Annotated in this window: 17 protein-coding genes, 1 pseudogene and 1 riboswitch; of the genes and pseudogenes, 9 read left to right on the top strand and 9 right to left on the bottom strand. The window is 73.7% G+C overall.

Annotation, left to right across the window (positions count from 1 at the left end; all coding sequences use genetic code 11):
* Positions 1-831 carry a succinate dehydrogenase subunit SdhC gene (gene sdhC, locus ACH01S_RS38575; RefSeq protein ID WP_067904390.1) on the bottom strand — a complete coding sequence of 277 codons (831 nt, stop codon included), beginning with the start codon at positions 829-831 and terminating at the stop codon, positions 1-3.
* A 503-nt stretch (positions 832-1,334) separates the two neighbouring features.
* On the opposite strand from sdhC, the gene ACH01S_RS38570 reads away from it, so the two are divergent.
* Positions 1,335-2,819, top strand: coding sequence for an LCP family protein (locus tag ACH01S_RS38570; protein WP_148344318.1), 1,485 nt, complete (start codon positions 1,335-1,337; stop codon positions 2,817-2,819).
* A gap of 18 nt (positions 2,820-2,837) precedes the next feature.
* Here the strand turns inward: ACH01S_RS38570 and ACH01S_RS38565 are convergent, their stop codons facing one another.
* Positions 2,838-3,458: a prepilin peptidase gene (locus tag ACH01S_RS38565; protein ID WP_067904436.1), complete on the bottom strand. Its 621-nt coding sequence runs from the start codon at positions 3,456-3,458 to the stop codon at positions 2,838-2,840.
* A 413-nt stretch (positions 3,459-3,871) separates the two neighbouring features.
* On the opposite strand from ACH01S_RS38565, the gene ACH01S_RS42960 reads away from it, so the two are divergent.
* The 6 genes from ACH01S_RS42960 to ACH01S_RS46600 all read left to right on the top strand — a co-directional run bounded on the left by ACH01S_RS42960 (position 3,872) and on the right by ACH01S_RS46600 (position 11,848).
* Complete coding sequence (locus ACH01S_RS42960; protein WP_083981630.1) at positions 3,872-4,159, top strand: DUF4282 domain-containing protein; 288 nt, start codon at positions 3,872-3,874, stop codon at positions 4,157-4,159.
* 14 nt (positions 4,160-4,173) lie between these two features.
* Positions 4,174-6,549 carry a serine/threonine-protein kinase gene (locus ACH01S_RS38555; protein WP_067904374.1) on the top strand — a complete coding sequence of 792 codons (2,376 nt, stop codon included), beginning with the start codon at positions 4,174-4,176 and terminating at the stop codon, positions 6,547-6,549.
* The gene (locus ACH01S_RS38550; protein ID WP_067904370.1) at positions 6,546-7,685 is read left to right on the top strand and encodes a response regulator receiver protein; all 1,140 of its coding nucleotides are present in this window, start codon (positions 6,546-6,548) and stop codon (positions 7,683-7,685) included. Before ACH01S_RS38555 ends, ACH01S_RS38550 begins: the two co-directional genes overlap by 4 nt.
* Before the next feature lie 73 nt (positions 7,686-7,758).
* Complete coding sequence (locus ACH01S_RS38545) at positions 7,759-9,687, top strand: AAA family ATPase (protein ID WP_067904367.1); 1,929 nt, start codon at positions 7,759-7,761, stop codon at positions 9,685-9,687.
* On the top strand, positions 9,684-10,457 hold the full coding sequence (locus ACH01S_RS38540) for a 4Fe-4S single cluster domain-containing protein (protein ID WP_246236625.1): 774 nt from the start codon (positions 9,684-9,686) through the stop codon (positions 10,455-10,457). Before ACH01S_RS38545 ends, ACH01S_RS38540 begins: the two co-directional genes overlap by 4 nt.
* A 47-nt stretch (positions 10,458-10,504) precedes the next feature.
* Positions 10,505-11,848 (top strand): FHA domain-containing protein, encoded by a 1,344-nt coding sequence (locus ACH01S_RS46600; RefSeq protein ID WP_148344317.1) that lies wholly within the window; start codon positions 10,505-10,507, stop codon positions 11,846-11,848.
* A 71-nt stretch (positions 11,849-11,919) separates the two neighbouring features.
* Here ACH01S_RS46600 and typA read toward each other — a convergent pair whose 3' ends face one another.
* Entirely contained in the window at positions 11,920-13,773 is a 1,854-nt protein-coding gene (gene typA / locus ACH01S_RS38525) for a translational GTPase TypA (RefSeq protein ID WP_067904363.1), read from the bottom strand.
* Positions 13,774-14,004: 231 nt separating this feature from the next.
* Positions 14,005-14,154, top strand: a riboswitch (cyclic di-AMP (ydaO/yuaA leader).
* 7 nt (positions 14,155-14,161) lie between these two features.
* On the opposite strand from typA, the gene ACH01S_RS38520 reads away from it, so the two are divergent.
* Positions 14,162-15,175: a C40 family peptidase gene (locus tag ACH01S_RS38520; protein ID WP_067904362.1), complete on the top strand. Its 1,014-nt coding sequence runs from the start codon at positions 14,162-14,164 to the stop codon at positions 15,173-15,175.
* 78 nt (positions 15,176-15,253) lie between these two features.
* Here the strand turns inward: ACH01S_RS38520 and ACH01S_RS38515 are convergent, their stop codons facing one another.
* The 3 genes from ACH01S_RS38515 to ACH01S_RS38505 form a co-directional block, all read right to left on the bottom strand.
* Complete coding sequence (locus ACH01S_RS38515) at positions 15,254-15,673, bottom strand: (deoxy)nucleoside triphosphate pyrophosphohydrolase (RefSeq protein ID WP_067904360.1); 420 nt, start codon at positions 15,671-15,673, stop codon at positions 15,254-15,256.
* Entirely contained in the window at positions 15,661-16,509 is an 849-nt protein-coding gene (locus ACH01S_RS38510; protein WP_281289187.1) for a Mut7-C RNAse domain-containing protein, read from the bottom strand. The genes ACH01S_RS38515 and ACH01S_RS38510 overlap by 13 nt, the downstream gene beginning before the upstream one ends.
* 69 nt (positions 16,510-16,578) lie before the next feature.
* Entirely contained in the window at positions 16,579-17,886 is a 1,308-nt protein-coding gene (locus tag ACH01S_RS38505; protein WP_067904357.1) for an amidohydrolase family protein, read from the bottom strand.
* 61 nt (positions 17,887-17,947) lie between these two features.
* Here ACH01S_RS38505 and ACH01S_RS38500 point away from each other — a divergent pair, with 61 nt between their 5' ends.
* Positions 17,948-18,472: a MarR family winged helix-turn-helix transcriptional regulator gene (locus tag ACH01S_RS38500; RefSeq protein ID WP_067904354.1), complete on the top strand. Its 525-nt coding sequence runs from the start codon at positions 17,948-17,950 to the stop codon at positions 18,470-18,472.
* A gap of 9 nt (positions 18,473-18,481) precedes the next feature.
* Here ACH01S_RS38500 and ACH01S_RS38495 read toward each other — a convergent pair whose 3' ends face one another.
* The 3 genes and pseudogenes from ACH01S_RS38495 to ACH01S_RS44735 form a co-directional block, all read right to left on the bottom strand.
* Positions 18,482-19,534 (bottom strand): C40 family peptidase, encoded by a 1,053-nt coding sequence (locus ACH01S_RS38495; protein WP_067904352.1) that lies wholly within the window; start codon positions 19,532-19,534, stop codon positions 18,482-18,484.
* Positions 19,531-20,166 (bottom strand): hypothetical protein, encoded by a 636-nt coding sequence (locus tag ACH01S_RS38490; RefSeq protein WP_067904349.1) that lies wholly within the window; start codon positions 20,164-20,166, stop codon positions 19,531-19,533. The genes ACH01S_RS38495 and ACH01S_RS38490 overlap by 4 nt, the downstream gene beginning before the upstream one ends.
* Positions 20,166-20,811 (bottom strand): annotated as a pseudogene (locus ACH01S_RS44735) (type IV secretion system protein); the annotation flags it as partial. The gene ACH01S_RS38490 and the pseudogene ACH01S_RS44735, both read right to left, overlap by 1 nt.

Here is a 20,811-nt window from a genome sequence, read left to right as displayed (position 1 = left end):
TCAGTTGAAGATTCGCGGGTCGGAGAAGGTGCCGCCGGCCACGAGCGCGACGTACAGGTCGGCCACCACCAGCGAGCCCAGGGTGATGAGGGCGTAGGTGCCGTGCCGCTCGTTGATCTTGGAGACCCAGCCCCACATCCGGTACCGGAACGGGTGCTTGGAGAAGTTCTTCAACCGTCCGCCGACGATGTGCCGGCACGAGTGGCAGGACAGGGTGTAGAGCCAGAGCAGCACCACGTTCGCGACGAGGATGAGCGTGCCGAGCCCGATGCCGAACCCGCCGTCCTTGCCGTGGAAGGCGCGGACCGCGTCCCACGTGTTGATCAGGGAGATCAGCACGGCCGCCAGCCAGAAGTAGCGGTGCAGGTTCTGCCCGATCAGCGGGAACCGCCGCTCCCCGGTGTACTTGCCGTGCGGCTCGCGGACGGCGCACGCGGTCGGCGACTGCCAGAACGACCTGTAGTACGCCTTGCGGTAGTAGTAGCAGGTCAGCCGGAACAGCAGCAGGAACGGCAGCGAGATCGCCGCGAACGGGATCCAGCCGCGGGTGCCCGCCGGGAGGAACGTCCCGAACTCCGCCGCGTCGCCGGTGTGGCCGTCCACCGTCACGTTGTTGCAGATCTCGTTCAGGCACGGCGAGTAGAACGGCGTCAGGTAGTGGAACTCCGGGACGTAGAAGGCGGAGCCCCAGAACGCCCGGACGGTCGCGTACACCACCCACGCCGTGAAGATCACGAAGGTCGTGACCGGATACAGGCGCCAGTTGTCCTTCCGGAGCGTGCGTTCCTTGATCTGGGCGCGCGACTTCGCCGGCGCCTCCACAGTGCTCATCGATCGCTCTCCTGAGCTCGGGTCGTCGTGTCCCCGCATCACGGTCTGAGCGCACCCGTGCGGCCGTCGCGCGCGGGGCCGCGCGCCCCGGCGCGGGCCGCTCCCGGCGGCGGGTCGCATGCGGGCGGTGACGCCTCGTGTGCGCTTCCAGCGAAGCGACCTTACGCCACCTTCCGGTGGCTGTGACATACATAACAGGCAGACCCGTCTGTGAGTCTGACCACAGACTTTAGCCGCCTGAGCGGGGGTGGGAGCCGACCGCCATCCATAACCAGTCGTTATTGCCGGGCGGAATCGAGACGAGTGCGGTAAGGCATGGCCGGGGCTCCGGCCGGACGCGTCCCAGGCGGATGCCAGGATTTCCGCGTGGTTGTCAACAAAAATGGCGGCTCGCGCATCCAACAGGCGGAGGTGCACGCACCGCCGTGAATCCCGCCGCCTCCTTGGAGTGGCGAACCACGAAGACCGCGCCCTGGACCAGGGCCTGGCCCGAGACGGGACCGATGAGCGACGAGAACCCCGAGCCCGAGCCGGATGCCGCGCCAGCGGACACCGAGGCGACCAGCAAGGCGACCACCGCGGATGCCGGGGCGGACACCGAGGCCGCGGACGCTCCGGAGAAAGGGCGGCGGCGGTCGCGGCGGGTCCTGCGGTGGACCGCGCTCGGCGCCGCCGTGGTCCTGCTCGCCGGCGGGGCCGGGGCGGCCTGGCTCTACCACGACCTGATGGGCGGGATCGAGAAGAAGAACGTCGACGACCAGCTCGGCGCGGACCGTCCGAAGAAGCTGAACAAGTCGCTGAACATCCTGCTGATCGGGTCCGACACCCGGGAGGGCGACAACGCGCGGTACGGGGCGGCCGCCGGGATGTCGGGCGCGCGCTCGGACACGGCGATCATCCTGCACCTGTCGCCGAACCGGGACCAGGCGGTCGGGATCAGCTTCCCGCGCGACTCGATGGTGAAGATCCCGCAGTGCAGGAAGGAGAAGGGCGGGACGGTCCCCGCGCAGTTCGGGATGCTGAACGCCGCGTTCGCCTACGCGGGCCCGACCTGCACGTGGAAGACGCTGGAGTCGCTGACCGGGATCCACATCGACCATTTCGTCCAGGTCGACTTCTCCGGGTTCAAGCGGATGGTGGACGCTCTCGGCGGCGTCCAGATCTGCGTCGACAAGCCGGTGAACGACCCGCGCGCCGAGCTGTACCTGAAGGCCGGGAAGCAGACCGTCAAGGGCGAGCAGGCGCTCGGGTACGTGCGGGCGCGCTACTCGCTGGGGAACGGGTCCGACCTCGAACGGATCGAGCGGCAGCAGAAGTTCATGGCGGCGGTCGTCGACAAGGCGACCAGCGGTTCCGTCCTGAGCGACCCCGCCAAGACGTACAAGTTCCTGAAGGCGGCGACGAAGTCGGTGACGACCGACGACGACCTCGACCTGTCCGCGATGCGCAAGCTCGCGGACGGGCTGAAGGGGATGAGCGCCGGGCAGGTGCGGTTCGTGACCGTCCCGGTCGAGCGGTACGCGCCGGACCCGAACCGCGTCCAGTGGAACCAGGAGCTGGCGAAGCCGCTGTTCGAGGCCGTCAAGCACGACAACGACCTGCCCGCCGAGCCCGCCAAGCCCGTCCAGGCGAAGCAGGCGCCGCCCGCCCCCGGCAAGGTGAACGTCACCGTCGTGGACGCGGGCGGGCCGGACCCGCTCGTGCGGCGCGTCGTCCGGCAGCTCAGGCAGCGCGGCTTCAAGGTCGCGAAGAAGGTCGAGCAGGGCGCCGCCGCGCCGGAGAGCCGCATCGTCTACGGGGCCGCCGCGGAGGCGCAGGCGTCGGCGCTCGCGCGCGACGTCCCGGACGCGCTGCTCACCGCCGACGCGGCCGCCCCGGCGGACGGCGTCCGCCTCGTGATCGGCGCGACCGGGCTGCGGCTCGCCCCGCCCGCCATCAACAAGATCGGCGGCGGCGTCCAGGGCGGGCAGAACCCCTGCCGCGACTGACCCGCCCGCCGTCGCGCGCTAGGGGTGGAGGACGAGGACGGCGAGCAGGGCGCCCACGAGCATGGCCGGTCCGAAGGCGAACTCGCTTTTGCGGTCCCGCCGGACGATCAGGATCGCGATGCCCGCCGCGCCGCCGATGAGATAGGTCGCCAGAAGGCCGAAGACCCAGGCGTCCAGGCCGAACCAGCCGAGGCAGAGGCCGAGCACGCCGGACAGTTTGACGTCCCCCAGCCCGACCCCGGACGGCGTGATGAACGCCTGCAGCAGATACAGCGCGAACATCGCCGCCATTCCGAGAAGGGCGTGCAGGAAATGGCGGAGGCCGCTCTCGGTGAACGGCGCGGCGGCGGCCAGCAGCGCCGCCGCGACGCCATAGGACGGCAGCGTGAACCGGTCCGGCAGCCGTTTGACCTTCACGTCGACGAAGCCGAGCAGCGCGCCGACCGCGGCGAGGTAGAGCAGAGCGGGCAGCGCAGGCTCAAGCCCGACGCGCCAGCCGAGCAGCCCGAAGGCGGCGGCGGTGGCCAGGGCCACCGGCGTCCGGCGGGGCGGGACGTCCCCGACGAAGGGGGCGGTCAGCGGCGCGAGGAGCAGCCCGGCGGCCAGCCCCGCGAGCGCCGACACCACTGCGACGACCATCGACCCCACGCCCCGATCCCGACCCGTTGCACGGCCCCCGCACAATAACCGCCGGGCGGTGGGGAGGGCAGCGCCCCACCGCTACGCGAACGGTTCCGGCGCGGGCGGACGGCAGGCTCTAGAGTCTTTGTGTAGACGGCCAAACCCTGGAGACGACGGCGATGACGCACCCATCGGACCCCGGTCAACCCCCGCGCCCGGATGCGCCCGGCCATCCGTCCGGGGCCTACGGTCCACCGCCCGGTTCGCAGCAGCCGGGGCCCGTCCCCGGCCCACGTCCGCCCGGCCCGGCCGCCCCCGGATACTCCAACCCCGGGTACGCGCCCCCCGGGCAGTCGGGCCCAGGGCAGGCGGGCCCCGGGGGAACACCAGGTCAGCAGGAGTGGGCGCCGTCGGGGCAGAGAAGGCCGGGCGTGCTCGGCGCCCTCCTCGAAACCGACTTCAACGCGCTGGTGACGCCGAGCCTCGTCAAGGCCATCTACGTCCTGACGCTGATCGTGGTGACCCTGGAGTGCCTGGCCATCCTCTTCTTCGGCATCTGGCTCTTCCAGGGCGAGGCCTGGCTTTCGGGCCTCATCGCCGTCCTCGTCACGCCGTTCGTCTGGCTGCTGCAGATGCTGTTGACCAGGGTCCTGATGGAGGCCGTCGTGGTCCGCTTCAAGCAGGCCGAGTACCTGCGGGTCATCAAGGACAAGCTGTAGGCGGGGCCGCGCACGTGGGCGAGTTCGACGAACCCGGTTCCGGAACCCCCCGGGACACCCGGCGCGACGACGGGACGCGCCGCGACCGGCGGGTGCCCGGGCCGCGTCCGGCCACCGAGACGCGGCGGGAGGGCGCGGCGCCCGGCGGTTCGCTGCTGCGGCTCCCGGCGGTGCTCGGCGAGCGGTTCGAGGCGGTCGGCGAGCTGCCGGTGCAGGGCGCCGAATCGGACCTGCTGCTCGTCCGCGACGAGCACGGCGACGCGTACGTGGCGAAGATCTTCCGCCGCGGGTACCGCGCGGACCGGGACGTGTGGGCGAAGCTCCCCACCCTCGACTCCCCGCACGTCCTGCGGATCCTGGAGACCGGCCACGCCGACGGGCGCGACTACGAGGTCGCCGCCTACGCCCCGGGCGGCAACCTGCGGTCGCTGATGGGGGCGGGCCCGCTCCCGGCGGAGACGGCGGCGGAGATCGCGGCGCAGCTCGCGGCGGGCCTGACGGCGCTGCACCGGGCGGGCATCGTCCACCGCGACCTCAAGCCGGAGAACGTCCTCGTGCTGCGGGCGGAGCCGGTGAAGCTGGCGATCGCGGACTTCGGGCTGAGCAAGGTGCTCGACCAGAGCGTCGTCTTCGCGTCGTCGTCGCGGACGCTGGCCTACGCGGCGCCGGAGTCGCTGTCCGGGCAGGTGTCCCCGGCTCGCGACTGGTGGTCGCTCGGGATGATCGTCCGGGAGCTGGCGACGGGGCGGCCGCCCTTCCAGGGGCTGAGCGAGACCGTCGTGGTCGACCACCTGGCGACGCGCCCGGTGTCGGCGGACGACGTCGCCGACCCGCGGCTGCGGCTGCTGTGCCGGGGCCTGCTGACCCGCGACCCGCGCCGCAGGTGGACGGGCGCGCAGGTCGAGGAGTGGCTGGACGGCGGCGCCCCGCCCGTCGCCGAGGAGGACGCGCCGGCCGGCGCGGGCCTCGACTTCAAGGGCGCCCGGTTCACCCGCCGCGACGAGCTGGCCCGCGCCCTCGTCGCGGACTGGGACGACGCCGCGCGGCACTTCTTCGAGCGCGGCGGGTCCGGCCCGGCCGGGCGAAGCCTGCGCGAATGGCTGGAACGGCTGCCCTCCGAACACGGCGACGACGGCCGCGCCGAGCTGCTCGACGAGCGGCTCGGGTCGCCGCTGCCGCCCGACGTGAAGCTGCTGCACCTCGTGCGCTGGCTCGACCCGGAGCTGCCGCCGCACTACCTGGGCCGCCGGTTGACGGCGGGCGACCTGCCGAACCTCGCCGTCCTCGCCGCCGACCGCCGCCACCCCGACCACCGCCTCGCCTGCCGCATCGGGCGCGACCTGTGGGAGCGCGGCCTCCTGCGGGTGCTCGCCGGGTTCGACGGCGGACGCGAGCTGTCCCGGATCGACGACCAGTGGCGCGCCCACGCGACGACCTGGACGGAGCTGGCCGGCTGGCTGCGCGCGCAGGACGCGACGCCCGCCGGGCTCGCCGCGCGCCTGCCGAACGCCGCGGCCGACGACCCGCCCACCGTCCTGCTCACCCTGCTGGCGCTCGCCGCGCGTCCGGCCGAGACGCGGGCGCGGCTGGCCGAGGGCGCGGCGCGGGCCCGCGCGTCCGTCGCCGACCCGCCGCCCTGGTTCACCTGGATGGCGGACGGCGCGGGCGACGACCCGCTCCGCCTGCTCGCCCTGTCGCTGGCCGCGCCGGAGGCCGTCGTGGAGGCGGAGGCGCGGGCGCGCGACCGGCTCGCCGCCGCGCGGCGGGACGAGGAGCTCCGCGCCCAGTGGGCCGAACGGGAGCGGCTCCGGCTCGCCGGAACCAATTCGGCGATGGCCCGCGCCGTCCTCTGGACGCTGCCGCTCCTGCTGTTCTGGCTGCTCGGAAGCTGGATCGCGGACGTGCTGTTCGGCGGCGGCGGCGACGCCAAGACCACCTCGGTCGGCGGGTCCTCGAACACGTCCGGGATGCCGTTCGCCGTCCTGGTCGCGGCGTCGGTGCTCGTGTGGGCGGTGCAGTGCGGCAGCGAAGTGGCGCTCGCGCGCCGGCAGGGCGCCGACTACCTGCCGCACGGCCCGTGGTCGTTCTTCGCGAAGGCGCTCGCTGCGGGCGGACGGGTACTGTCCGGGGTGTCGCGGGCGTCGCGGTCGATGCCGGGCGCGGCGCGGCGGACGGGGCGTCCCGGCTGCGGCCTCCTGCTGATCGCGGGGATCGTGCCGCTGCTGCTCGTCCTGCTGCTGCTCGGCGCGGTGACCCCGATCGGGTCGCTGCTGTGGCTGCTCGCGATGGCGGCCGCCGCGTTCGCGCACGCGGTCACGGCGGGCATGCGGCTGCACCGCTGGCGGGAGTCGAGGATCGGCGGAACCGGAAACGGCGGAGGGAAGCTGTGAGCAGCGGTGTCGAGGCCGAGATCGCGCTGGACGCGGCGGTGGTGCTCACCCTGGGCATGAACCGCGTCCTGGGACGCGGCGCCGGGCTGGCGGGCCGGGGCGCGGACGCGCTCGCCGCGCTCGCCGAGGGCCGTGCCGAGGCGCGGGCGGCGGCGCTCGCCGAGGTCCGGTCGCAGGAGCGGGCGCTGCGCGAGGTCGTGGCGCGCAACGCGCGCATCGCGGCGCTCGCCGAGACCCGCTCCAAGCTCGGCGCGGACGTGCCGCTGCCCGAGCGCCTGATGCCGGACGAGCGTCCGGCGGCGGAGCTGACCGCCTGGTGCGCCGCCACCGACCCGCTCCTGGACGAGGCCGAGCGCCGCCTGTCCGAGCACCTCGCCGCCGAGGTCAGCGCGCAGATCTTCGACGTCCCGGCCGAGTCGCTGCGCGCCGACGTGCGGGCCGACGCGCGCGGGGAGGCGCGCCGGGCGGACGACGGCGGCGCCGTCCAGGCGGACCTCGAACGGATCATGGCGCGGCTGCTTCCGGACGCCTCAGAGGAGGAGCGGCGGGCCGTCGCGGCGGCGGCGCGGCTGCTCGTCGGCGCGGGGACGCAGGAGGAGGCGGAGGCCGTCCTGCAGGAGGTGCGGCTGCGGATCCAGGAGGCGAACGGCCGCACCGAGCGCCGCCGCGCGGACGAGCGCCGCCGCGCCGCCGAGCGCGACGCCGCCGAGCAGGCCGAGGCCGAACGCCGCTACGTGCTCGACTCGATCACCGCCGCGTTCGAGGACATGGGCTACGAGGTCCAGGCCGGGTTCGAGACGCTGACCGCCGACGACGGCACGGTCACGCTGACGAAGGGCGCGTGGCCCGACCACAGCGTGCGGATGCGGGTGGACGACGCGGCGCACGTCCGGGCGTCGATGGTGCGCGAGCGCCCGGCCGAGAGCGAGGACGACCGGCGGGTGGACGTCGAGCGCGAGGAGGAGTGGTGCGCCGAGTTCGAGGCCGCCCGCGCCCGCCTCGCGGGCGTCGGCATCAGCTCCGAGGTGGCGTGGCGGCTCGACCCCGGGGTCCGCGAGCTGCCGGTTTCGGCCAGGTCACGGCAGACTAGGGCCCGTGCGGGGCAACGCGAGCGCGGCCGGGAGCGTCACAAGTGAGTGATCTCTCGCGGGCGCGGAAGGCGGGCGGCGCGGAAGAGGGCACGACGGGGAGCCATGACGGGGAGTACGCATGAGCATTGAATCGCCGACGCTCGGCGGCCGCTTGCAGGGCTGGCCGCCGTTCATCCGCGAGCTGGACGCGACGCTCTCGGTGCACTCCCAGTACGTCCTGTCGGGCAACCTGTACGACAGCTTCCTCGCGCCGCCGCTGGACGGCGTCGGCCCCGCCCGGCTGCTGCCGCTGCGCGCGCTGCTGTGGGAGACGCTCCGGTCCAGCGGCGCGTCCTTCATGGTGGTGTACGACCCGGTGGACGGGTTGCAGATCATCCCTGACGCGGGCGATCCCGACGCGGGCGACGAGGGCGTCCGCGCCGCCGAGCGGCTGCTCGGCAAGGTGAAGGCGGACGACAAGCCGTCCCTGGAGGCGCTGACCCGGCACCTGGCGGCGCTGACGCGCCCGAAGGAGAACATCCGCGCCGCGTTCGTGATCGACTCGGCGTCCCGGATCGCGCGCACCCCGACCGACCTGGAGCCCGGCGAGCGCGACTTCTTCCGGTTCTGCGCGAAGCTGTCGCGCAGCGCGCGCCCGGTCCGGGTGACGGGGCCGCGGCCGAAGCCGCTGTACAACCCGGTCGTGTGGCTGGTGGAGCGGCCCGGCGACCTGCCGCCCTGGCTGACCACCGACAACGAGAACATCCGCGAGATCACGATCCCGCGCCCGCACCTCGGCGACCGGCAGGAGACGGCCCGGCTGCTCGCCCGCGCGTTCGGGGTGACCGACGTCGGCGCGGACGAGACCGCCGCCGCGGCCTGCGACGCGTTCGCCGAGCAGGCCGACGGGCTCACCCTCCAGTCGATGATCGAGGTGACCCGGCTGGCGAAGGAGCGCAGCGTCGACCTGCCCGACCTGCCGGACGCGGTCCGCACCTACAAGCTCGGCGTGCTCGACAACCCGTGGAGCCGCGGCCATCTGCGCCGCCGGGTGCTGGAGGGCGAGAAGCGGGTCCCGGAGCGGGTGATCGGGCAGCCGCAGGCCGTCACGAAGACGCTCGACATCCTGAAGCGCGCGGTGCTCGGGCTGTCCGGCGCGCAGGCGACGCGGTCGGGCAGCCGCCCGCGCGGCGTGCTGTTCTTCGCGGGCCCGACCGGCACCGGCAAGACCGAGCTGGCGAAGGCGATCACCGAGCTGGTGTTCGGGGACGAGTCCGCCTACCTGCGCTTCGACATGAGCGAGTTCTCCGGCGAGGGCTCCGGCGACCGGCTGATCGGGTCGCCGCCCGGGTACGTGGGCCACGAGGCGGGCGGCGAGCTGACCAACGCCGTCCGCGAGGACCCGTTCCGCGTCATCCTGTTCGACGAGATCGAGAAGGCGCACCCGCGCATCCTCGACAAGTTCCTCCAGATCCTGGAGGACGGGCGGCTCACCGACGGGCGCGGGAACACCGTCCACTTCTCCGAGTCGATCCTGATCTTCACGTCGAACCTCGGCATGTACGTGCCGGGACGCGACCTCACGGCGCGCGACCCGTCCCCGCTCTCCCCGCACGCGTCGCCGAACCGTGTGCAGAACATCACACCCGGCATGACCTACGACGAGGTGGAGCAGCGCATCAAGGGCGCCGTCGCCGACCACTTCACCGAGGTGCTGAACCGTCCCGAACTGCTCAACCGGTTCGGCGACAACATCGTGGTGTTCGACTTCATCTCGGACGAGGCCGCGCAGAAGATCTTCGACCTCCAGTTCGCCAACATCTGCCGCCGCGTCACCGACGAGCACCGGCTACGCCTCACGGTGAAGGGCGAGGCGCTGACGACGCTGCGCGCCTGGTGCACCGAGGAGCTGGACAAGGGCGGGCGCGGCATCGGAATGGCGCTGGAGTCGGTCTTCGTCAACCCGCTGGCGCGGGCGCTGTTCGACCGGGAGCTGACGCCGGACGAGGAGATCACGGTGACCGGCATCCGGCGCGAGGGCAGCATCGTCCATCTGGACATCCAGTGACCTCCGGCGCCGGGCCCGCCGGGCCCGCCGGTGCGCCCGGGACGTCCGGGCCGGACGTCCCGGCGCTGCTGCTGGCGAAGGCGCACTACCCGGTGACCACACTCGGCCCCGGCACCCGCGCGGGCGTCTGGACGCAGGGCTGCACGCTGCACTGCCGCGGCTGCCTGTCCAGGGACACGTGGGACGCCGACCCGGCGAAGTCCGTCCCCGTCGAGGCCGTTCTCGGGTGGCTGAAATCCCTCCCCGGACCGGTCGACGGTGTCACGATCTCGGGAGGCGAACCGTTCCAGCAGCCGGCGGCGCTGGCCGCGTTGCTGCGCGGGATACGCGCGTGGCGGGACGGCCCCGACCGTGAGACGATGACATTGGACATATTGGTCTACAGCGGATATGTGTACTCTCGGCTGTCCCGCACCCGTGAGGCGCGCGAGATCCTGGACATGTGCGACGCCGTGATCGCGGGGCCGTACGTCGACCGGCTCAACCCGGGGGGGCGACACTCCGAGAGAGGCTCTCTACTCTGGAGGGGGTCGGCCAACCAGCGCGTCGTGCCGCTCTCCCCGCTGGGGCGGGAACGGTACGGAGCACTGGCCGACGACGGGAAGACTGGAGAAGCTACAGGGCCCCGAGTACAGGTGTCCGTGGACGAAGGGCCGGAGGGAAGGCGGGTGTACTACATCGGGATCCCGCGAAGGGGTGACATGGATCACCTCACGTCGAGGCTCGACCGCGCCGGGGTGCGCTCGGGGGATGTGTCATGGCGACCTTGAACTGTCCTGTCTGTGACGAACCGTTCCAGCCGGGCGATCTTCTCTGCATGAGCTGCGGCGCCAACCTGGCGCGCGCCGGCGGGGCCCAGCGGCAGGCGCCGGGCGGGTACGACGACCCGCAGCGGGGCTACCCGCCGCCGCAGGGGCAGCGGCAGGGCGGCCAGCCGTACGGCGGGCCGCAGCAGGGCCAGGGCCAACCCCAGTACGGCCAGCCGCAGCAGCAGGACCCGTGGGGCGCGCCGCAGCGCCAAGCGCCCCAGCACCAGGCTCCCCAGCACCAGGCGCCGCAGCAGGGCCAGCCCGGGCCCGGGCAGTCGTCCGACCCGTGGGGCCAGCCGCAGCAGCAGCAGGACCCGTGGGGCCAGCCGCCCATGCCCCAGCAGGGCGCCCCCCAGCAGCAGGCTCCCGACCAGCACGGACAGCCCCAGCACGGGCAGCCTCAGCACGGGCAGCAGCCCCAGTACGGCCAGCCGCCACAGCAGCACGGCGGCCAGCCCGGCGGCCAGCAGCCGATGCAGCAGCCGCCCGGCGACCCGTGGGGCATGCCCCAGCAGCAACAGCAGCCGCAGCAGGACGCGTGGGGCGCGCCGCAGCAGCAGGCGCCGATGTCCGACCCCTATCCGCAGCCCGACCAGGGGTTCCCGCCGCCGCAGGACCAGTACCAGCAGCCGCGCGACCAGCACTACGGGCAGCCGCAGCAGGACCAGTACGGCGGCGGCGCGCCGCAGCACGACCAGTTCGGCGCTCCCCAGCAGGACCAGTTCGGCGGCCCGCCGCAGGACCAGTACGGCCCGCCGGGGCAGGACCAGTACGGCCCGCCGGGGCAGGACCAGTACGGCGCGCCGCAGCCGGGGCCCGGCGGCGACCCGTTCGGTCCGCCGCCGCAGCAGCACGGCCAGCAGCAGCACGGGCAGCCGCCGATGCCGCCGCACGGCCGCGAGGCGACCCTGCTCCCGGCCGACCACAACCAGCCCCGCCAGCCCGACAGCACGGCGTTCATGTGCCCGTACTGCGAGGCGGTGCTGTCCAACCCGGGTGCCGCGCAGTGCGACTCGTGCCTGCGTCCGCTGCCGCAGAAGGGCACGCCCGTCCTGCGGGTGCAGTTCCCGACGGGCGAGCTGAAGGTGTCGGTCGGCCAGCACCTCGTGCTCGGACGGGACGCGGGCCAGTCCCCGGTCGCGTCCACGTTCACGCAGTACGACAACGTGTCGCGGCGCCACTCGACGGTGTGGCTCGACCCGTCCGGGACGGCGTGGGTCCGCGACGAGGGCTCCACCAACGGGACGTTCGTCAACGGCGAGCGCCTCCCCCGCGGCGTGGAGGCCCCGCTCCGCGACGGCGACCAGCTCCGCCTGGCCGCCGACGTCACCGGGACCGTCCAGCTCAACTAGCAGCGCACGAGCAGAGCGAAAGGGGCGGCCCGCCGGATCGGCGGGCCGCCCCTTTCGGCGCGTTCAGCGGGTCATCCGGCGCGCTTGGAGCGGGCGCGCATGCGCTCGCGCTCCTTGGCGTCCAGGACGACCTTCCGGATGCGGACGGCGGTCGGCGTGACCTCGACGCACTCGTCCTCGCGGCAGAACTCCAGGGCCTCCTCCAGGGAGAGCAGCCGCGGCGGGGTGAGCCGCTCCAGCTCGTCGCCCGTGGACGACCGCATGTTCGTGAGCTTCTTCTCCTTGGTGATGTTGACGTCCATGTCGTCGGACCGGGAGTTCTCCCCGACGATCATGCCCTCGTACACCTCGGTGGTCGGCCCGACGAAGAACGTGCCGCGGTCCTGGAGGTTCGTGATCGCGTAGCCGGTGGCGGCGCCCGCGCGGTCGGCGACGAGCGAGCCGGACGGGCGCGTCCGCAGCTCCCCGAACCACGGCTCGTACCCCTCGAACACGTGGTGCGCCATGCCGGTGCCGCGCGTCTCGGTCATGAACTCGGTGCGGAACCCGATCAGGCCGCGCGCCGGGACGAGGAACTCCATCCGGATCCAGCCGGTGCCGTGGTTCGTCATCTGCTCCATGCGGCCCTTGCGGACGGCGAGGAGCTGCGTGACGGCGCCGAGGTGCTCCTCGGGGATGTCGACGGTGAGCCGCTCGACCGGCTCGTGCTTCTTCCCGTCGATCGTCTTCGCGACGACCTGCGGCTTGCCGACCGTCAGCTCGTAGCCCTCGCGGCGCATGTTCTCGACGAGGATCGCGAGGGCCAGCTCGCCGCGGCCCTGCACCTCCCACGCGTCCGGGCGCTCGGTCGGCAGCACCCTGATCGACACGTTGCCGACGAGCTCCCGGTCGAGCCGGTCCTTGACCATGCGGGCGGTGACCTTGGTGCCCTTCTCGCGTCCCGCCATCGGACCGGTGTTGGTGCCGATCGTCATCGAGATCGCGGGCTCGTCCACGGTGATCAGCGGGAGCGGGCGCGGGTCGTCGGGGTCGGCGATGGTGTCGCCGATCATGATGTCGGGGATGCCGGAGATCGCGATGATGTCGCCCGGCCCGGCCGCCTCGGCGGGCTTGCGGGTGAGCGCCTCCGTCATCAGCAGCTCGGCGATCTTCACCTTCTCGACGCTGCCGTCGTGCCGGCACCAGGCGACCTGCTGGCCCTTCTTGATCGTCCCGGCGTGGACGCGGCAGAGCGCGATCCGGCCGAGGTAGCTGGAGGCGTCCAGGTTCGTGACGTGCGCCTGGAGCGGCGCGTCCGGGTCGTAGGACGGCGCCGGGATCGTCTCGGTGATGACCTTGAACAGCGGCTCCAGGTCGGCGCTGCCCGGCATCTCGCCGTCGGCGGGCTTGTCGAGCGAGGCGCGGCCGGCGCGTCCGGACGCGTACACGATCGGGAAGTCGATCTGCTCCTCGTCGGCGTCGAGGTCCATGAACAGCTCGTAGGTCTCGTCGACGACCTCGTCGATGCGGGCGTCCGGGCGGTCGGTCTTGTTGACCACGAGGATCACCGGCAGCCGCGCCCCGAGCGCCTTGCGCAGCACGAACCGGGTCTGCGGGAGGGGGCCCTCGCTGGCGTCCACCAGCAGGACGACGCCGTCCACCATGGACAGCCCGCGCTCCACCTCGCCGCCGAAGTCGGCGTGGCCGGGGGTGTCGATGATGTTGATGGTCAGCCCGTTGTGCCGGACGGCGGTGTTCTTCGCGAGGATGGTGATCCCCTTCTCGCGCTCCAGGTCGTTGGAGTCGAGCACCCGGTCGTCGACGTCCTGGTTCTCGCGGAAGGCGCCGGACTGCCAGAGCATGGCGTCGACCAGCGTCGTCTTGCCGTGGTCGACGTGGGCGACGATCGCGACGTTCCGGAGGTCGTCGCGCGTGGAGATGGGCATGCGGGTTCGCCTTGCGTGAGAGTTCGGGTTTCACCGCAGACAGGCGGCAGCCACCCATTCTACTTCCCCGCGTGCGCCGCCCGCCCCGGCGCACGGGCCGCGCGGGCCGTCCGGGAACGGTCCGCGGGGGCGTTCGGACCGGCCCGCCGTGGCCGGGCCGATTCGCCAACTTTGCCGATCCTTTGTAATCTGCCCGAGATCCGGCCGTCCGGAGTCCCACCCCCCGGGGCTGCGGCCGGAGCGCCGAATCTCCCGCACGCCGGGAGAACCGGGGACCCAACCCCCCCGGGGTGAATCGACGCGCCCCGCGAGGGCGCGCCGTAGGGCGACTCCTGGCCCGAACCCGTCAGCTAACCCGGTAGGCGCGCGAGGAGAGGAGAGCACCGGTTTGACACCGGCTCCGCACCGGCGGCGGATCACGCCCGCCGCCACCGCCGCCACGCTGCTCGTCATCGGCCTCGGCGCCGCCGCGCCCGTCGCCGCCCACGCCGCGCCCGTGGCCGCGCTCACCGCCGCCGCGACCCCGAGCCCCGCGCCGACGACGGAGAAGGGCCTTCGCAAGAGCCTGGACGCGCTGAACGAAGAGGCCGAGATCCTCACCGAGAAGTACAACAAGACCCGCGTCGACCTGGGCAAGGCGATGCAGGCGCAGCGCGCCGCCGCCGCCGAGGCCGCGCGGCTGCGCGCCGCCGCCGCGCCCGCGCGGGAACGGCTCGGGCAACTGGCCGCGGCGAACTACATGACCGGCGCACCCGACGCGATCTTCGGTTCCAGCGGCTCCCCGGACGGCCTGTCCGACCGCGCCTTCCTCGCGCAGAACCAGGCCACGGCCGTGAAGGCGCTGCAGAAGCAGATCGACCAGGCCGAGTCCGCGCAGCGTGCGGCGGAGGCCAAGACCGCGCAGGTCAAGAAGGCGGCGGAGGACGCCAAGCAGGCCCGCGCCGCCGCCCGCGCCAAGGTCGCCGAGGTGATGAAGCGGCTCGACAAGCTCACCACCACGCACGTCCGCGACCCGCGCACCGGCCTGAGCGCGACCGTCAAGGGCTCGGACCTGCCCGCGAAGATGGCCCGCAAGGCGCTCACCAAGATCGGCTCGCCGTATGTGTGGGCCGCCGCCGGGCCGAGCGGCTTCGACTGCTCCGGGCTCGTCGTCTGGGCGTACGCCCAGGTCGGCAGGCCGGGCCTGCCGCACTACACCGGCGACCTGTTCGCGATGGGGACGAAGGTCTCGCGCGGCGCACTGCGCTCCGGCGACCTCGTGTACTTCGGCTCCAACCTGCACCACATGGGGATCTACCTCGGCGACGGCAAGTTCCTGCACGCGCCGCAGACCGGCGATGTGGTGAAGATCTCCAAGCTGTCCGACCGGTCCGACTTCGCGGGCGCCAACCGCATCTCCTGAGCGGGCGCGGGCGTCATCGAGGGATGAGACGTCGGGGGCTTCCTGCGGCGCGGCAGGAAGCCCCCGTCACTCTCTCCGTCACTCTCCGGGATCGACGCCGAGGCCGTAGGCCGGGGCGTCCGCCGCGAGGACGTCGATCACCGGGCGGTCGCCCGGCAGCCAGTCGACCTCGTACAGTTCGGCGGGCGTCAGCCAGCGCAGCGCGAGGTGCTCCAGGGCGCGCGGCTCGCCCTCGACGAGGCGGGCCGTCCACACGCGCAGGAGGGCGCTGTCGCTGAGCCGCCAGTCGCCGCCGACCCGGCGCTCCAGCCGCACCTTGACGGCCAGCTCCTCCTCGCACTCGCGGACGAGCGCGTCCTCGTCGGACTCCCCCGGGTCGACCTTGCCGCCCGGCAGCTCCCAGCCGCCCGCCATGTGCGGCGGCTCGGCGCGCTGCGCGGTCAGCAGCCGTCCGCCGGAGATGATCGCCGCGCCCACGACGACGATCACGGCGCGCACCGCCCGGCTCCGGAGGCGGTTCCGGAGGCGGCGGCGCAGGCGCGGGCCTCGCGGACGATCCGCTCCAGGTGGTCGCCGTGCGCGCCGCGCCAGTAGATCTTGCCGCAGTCCGAGCAGCGGCCGTAGACGTCGTAGCTGCGGCGCGTGCCCGCCTGGAGGGCGCTCTCGATCTCCTCCTTGGCGACCGGGACGAGCTCGCCGTTGCAGGCGGTGCAGCGCGTCCACGGGCGCTGGACCGGGGCGAACCGGTCGAGCAGGTCGCGGAGCTGGTCGTCGGGCTGGGAGCCGCGCACGTACGCGCCGAACCACAGCGCCCGGCGGCGCAGGAGCCCGCGGTCCTGGGTGAGCAGGACGCGGCGCTCCTCGTTCGCCTGGACGACGAGCGCCGGGTCGTCCATGTCGTTGTGGTAGGCGGTGTCGAGGCCGAGCAGGCGCATCCGGCGGGCGAGCGTGCCGAGGTGGACGTCCAGCAGGAAGCGCGGCGCGACCTGCCCCGGCTCCAGCGGGACGGCCTGCGGCCGCGGCACCGCCGCCACCGCCACCTCGTCGCCCGGCGCCGGACGCGTGGCCGGCCCGGCGGGCTCGCCGCCGACCGTCATCGGACCGGCCTCCGGCAGCGGGACGCCGAGCGACTCCACGAGATGCCCCAGCGTGGACGTGCCGTCGCAGGCCACGCGGCACACCGGCGCGCGGCGGACGGCGGGCAGGAACATGAGCAGCTCGTCCGCCACCCGGACGGTGATCTGCGGCTCGGTCGTCGTGTCGGACTCCTCGGTCGGCTGTGACTCCTTGGTCTCGGGCTCCACGCGGATCAGCATGCCACGCCGGTCCGTCATTCCCCTCCGCATTATCCGTCCGCCGCGCGTCCGGCGGCGGAACGGCGGCGCGGAACGGCGGGCGCGGCGTCAGGCGGCGGTGAGGCGCCCGGCCGACTCCGCCAGCGCCGTGAGCAGGGCCGGGACGTCCTGGCCCAGCAGCGCCCCGCCGCGCTTCACCACCCGGCCGCCGACGAGCACGGTGTCCACGTTGCGGACGTCCGCCGACAGGACGACGGCGGCGACCGGGTCGTGCGCCACCGCGAGGCCCAGCGTGTCGGTGCGCAGGACGAGCACGTCCGCCTGCTTGCCCGGCGCCAGGGACCCGGTGACGTCCGCGAGCCCGATCGCCTCCGCGCCCTCGATCGTCGCCATCCGCAGGACGTCGGCGGCGGTGAGGCCGAGGCCCGCGCCGCCGGGGCGGCCGCGCTCCAGGACGTAGGCGGCCCGCATGATCGAGAACATGTCGCCGGGGCCGCTCGTGACGACGTCGGCGCCGAGGCCGGTGGGGGCGCCCGCCGCGCGGGCCCGTCCGGTGGGCGGCGGGCCGATGTCGAGGATCGCCTCGACGGCCGGGGTGGCGGAGAACGTCCCGCCGTGGGCGGCGAGGCGCTTGAACTCGTCGCCGGTGTAGTGGTTCGCGTGGACGTAGGTCGCCGGACGGTCCCAGAGGCCGTGCGCGTCGAGGAAGGCCAGGCCGCGGGCGGCGCTCTCCGGCCCGAAGCCGCCCATGTGCACGGTGATCGGCAGGTCCAGGTCGCGCGCCAGCCGCCATTCGCGCAGCGCCCGCTCCTCCCCCGCGATCTCCGGGCCGAGCGCGGCCATGGCCATGCCGACCGTTCCGCCCGAGCCGCCGGAGCCGCCTGAGCCGTCGAAGTGGGCGCGGCGGACGCGGGCGGTCTCGGCGGCGAGCGCGTCGAGGTCCCCGTCACCGCCGTAGCAGTAGCCGAACACGGCCCGGATCCCGGAGTCGCGCAGCGCCGCGACGCTCGCGTCGGTGTGGCCCGGCCCAAGCTGGATGTTCGACCAGTCGACCAGCGTCGTGACGCCGGAGTCGAGGCACTCCAGGGCGCCCGCGAGCGTCCCGGTGAACACGTCGTCCGGACGGTACCGGGGCGCCAGCCCGCCGAGGATCCGCTCCAGGTAGGCGGGCAGCGTCGCGTCGGGCAGCGTCGCGCGGACGGCCGCCTGCCAGACGTGCCGGTGCGTGTCGACGAACCCCGGCAGGACGAGGCGGCCGGTCGCGTCGAGCACGTCGGCGTCCGGCGGGGCGTGGAGGCCGGGGCCGACGGCGGCGATCAGGCCGTCCCGGACGAGCACGTCGGCGCGCCCGAGGACGGCGGGCACGGGGTCGGTGTCGATCACGAGCCCGTCCCGGATGAGCATGGAAGTCGTCATGCGGCAAAGCTTAGAAAGAAGCTTTTTAGAAAGCAATAGTGCCAGCGAGTATCCTCGGCGCGTGCGAGCAAACGACGGCGGAGCGCGGGACGACATCGACGCGGTCGCCGAGACCTGGCGGCGGGACGGCCTCACCGAGCCGCTCATCGCGATGCTGGAGGTCGGCAAGCGGGCCGGGCGGATCACGATGCTCCTCCAGCAGGCCCTCCGCGCCGACCTCGCCGAGCTGGGCCTCACCTACGCCGAGTTCGAGGTGCTGACCGTCCTGCGGCGGGAGGGCGAGCCGTACCGGCTGCGGCCGAGCGAGCTGACCCGGTCCGCGTTCCTCACCTCCGGCGGGACGAGCAACGTCCTGCAGCGGCTGCAGAAGGCGGGCTACGTCGAGCGGGAGGCCAACGCCGGGGACGCGCGCAGCCGGTTCGTGCAGCTCACCCCGGTCGGGCTGCGGGTCACCGAGCGCGCCCTCGCCGCGTCCGCCGACGCGCACGAGGAGGTCATGGCGGGCGTCCCGGCGGGCGACGTCCGGGACGCCGCCGACGCGCTCCGCGACCTCCTGCTCGTCATCGGCAGGCGCCGCTACCGCTAGCCCGCCGCGCTACCCGCCGGCCAGCGCGTCGACCTTCTTCTGCAGGTCGGGACGCGCCAGCGGCCGCGTCACCCCCACCCAGTCGGGCCGCTTGTACGACTTCACCCCGATCGCCGGGACGCACGTCGAGCAGCTCGCCACGATCATCTTGCCGTTGCCGATCACCATGCCGACATGGCCGGGGCTGTTGGACGACGTCCCCGGTCCGGAGTTGAAGAACACCAGGTCGCCGGGCAGCTCCTTGCCCTTGCCGACCTTCACGCCGTACGGCCACTGCTCGAACGTCGTGCGCGGGATCGCGAGGCCCGCCGACCGGTACGCGGCCTGGATCAGGCTGGAGCAGTCCCAGGCGTCGGGGCCGTTCGCGCCGAACACGTACGGCTTGCCGCGCTGCGCCATCGCGAACGTGATGATCTTCCGGACGAGCTCCGAGGCGTTCAGCGGGAGGTCGTTGTCGGCGCAGTCGATCCCGTTCGCCTGGACGACCTTGAAGTCGCCGCCGACGTACTTCTCCGCCCAGTCCAGGACGAGGTTCACGTACTCCCAGGAATGGTTGTACTGGAAGATCGCGGTCCGCATCCGCTGCGGGGCGCCGTTGTGCTTCAGGTAGGCGGCGGCGGTCGGGATCGCGTCGGCCGGGTCGTAGCGGTCCTTGCGGCCGTCCTTGTTCCCGTCGACCGCGAACGCCTTCCACGTCGCGGCGAGGAACTGCATCGGGCCGCCCGCGCCCGCGTAGTTCTCCCCGCTCTTCACACCCGGGAGCGTGGACGTGCCGTGGCCCGTCTCGACCTTCCCGATCCCGGCGAGGACGTTCCACGGGATGCCGTACGCGCGCCCCGCGCCCTTGTAGAGGTCGAGGTAGTTCGCCGGGATGGCCTTCGCGTCGGTCGCCGCCGCGGGCTGGGCGTCGGCGCCGGAGGTGTCGACGCAGCCGCCGCCGCCCGCCATGCCGCCGCCGAACATGAACCGGCTCGTCCCGAACAGGACCGGGACGATCAGCAGCGCGGCGAACGCGGACGCGGCGAGGCAGAGCGCGCCGGCGATCAGCAGCCGCCGGTTCATCCCGTGTCACCCGCCTGCCCCGCGTCGGCCGGCTGGAACGAGTAGACCTTCAGGGAGTTGCCGTCGCGGGCGACCGTCACGGCGTACCGCTTGCTGTCGCCGCTGGTCTTGCCCGCCTTGGTGACCTGCTGCCGTCCGGTCACCACGAAGATGATCGAGTTGTCGGCGATGTCGCGGACCTGGTCGATGCTCGCCGAGCCCTGCGCGACGACCTGCTCGCGGCGCCGCTCCTCCAGGATGCCGGGGGTGGACGCGTCGCGGGCGAGCTGCGTGCCGAGGTCGCCGCTGGTGAGGGCGGTCAGGCGGGCGGCGTAGGTCTCGGGGGGCTCGTCGTAGCGGTACGTCCCGTACGCGGCGACGAACCGTCCGGCCAGGTCGGCGGCGGTGGCGAACTCCTCCCGGGAGAACGGCAGCAGCCGGTAGACGTCGAAGGAGTTCGGGTCGACCGTGCCCTGGATGCCGGGGGGCGGGGACGCGGGCCCGGTCGCCGTCACCGTCGGGCGCGGGCGGGCGTCCGGTTCGCCGTGGTCGTCGTCGCCCGGCCCGGCCACGGTCAGGTAGACGCCGACGACCGCGAGCACCACGACGAGCCCGCCGAACAGCAGCCTGCGCTGGCGTTCGCTCAGGTTCATCACTCGTCCCGGTCGACCGGACGCAGCCAGAACGGGATGGGCGGGCCCGCCTCGGAGCCGCGCCTGCCCCACAGGGGCGGCGGCGTCTGCCCGCCGCCGGGTCCGCTGCGCGGCGGGGTGCCGCCGGTGTTCCCGCGCGGACGCGGCACGTTCGACTCGGGCTCCGACCCGCCGCCGCTACCGCCACCGCCGCTGTTGCCGCTGTTTCCGCCGCCGGGGCGGCCGCGGCCGCGCTCCGCCGCGCCGGACGAGCGTCCGCCGAACCAGCCGCCGCCCCCGCCGTTCCCGGAGCCGCTACCGGAGCCGTTGCCGCCGCCCGAGACGCCGCCCGACCCACCGCCCGAGCCGCCCGACCTGCCGGAACCGCCGGACCCTGAGCCGCCGCTGCCGCTTCCGCCGTTGCCGCCGCTGACGCCGCCGCTGTTGCCGCCGCGTCCGGACCAGGACGTCGGCCGGACGGTCCCGCCGCCCGTGCCCGTGGACGGCTTCCCGCCGCCGGGCCGCGCGCCCACCGGCTCGCCCGCGCCGCCGCCACCGCTCACGCCGCCGCCGACACCGCCGCTCACACCGCCACCGCTGCCGCCTTCCTTGCCGCGGTCGCCGAGCGCCCGCGACGGCAGGTTCAGCGGCGGCGCGCCGCGCCGC

It is taken from the genome of Actinomadura chibensis NBRC 106107, assembly GCF_001552135.1.
Taxonomy (GTDB): Bacteria; Actinomycetota; Actinomycetes; order Streptosporangiales; family Streptosporangiaceae; genus Spirillospora; species Spirillospora chibensis.
This window is presented reverse-complemented; position numbering and strand designations above follow the sequence as displayed.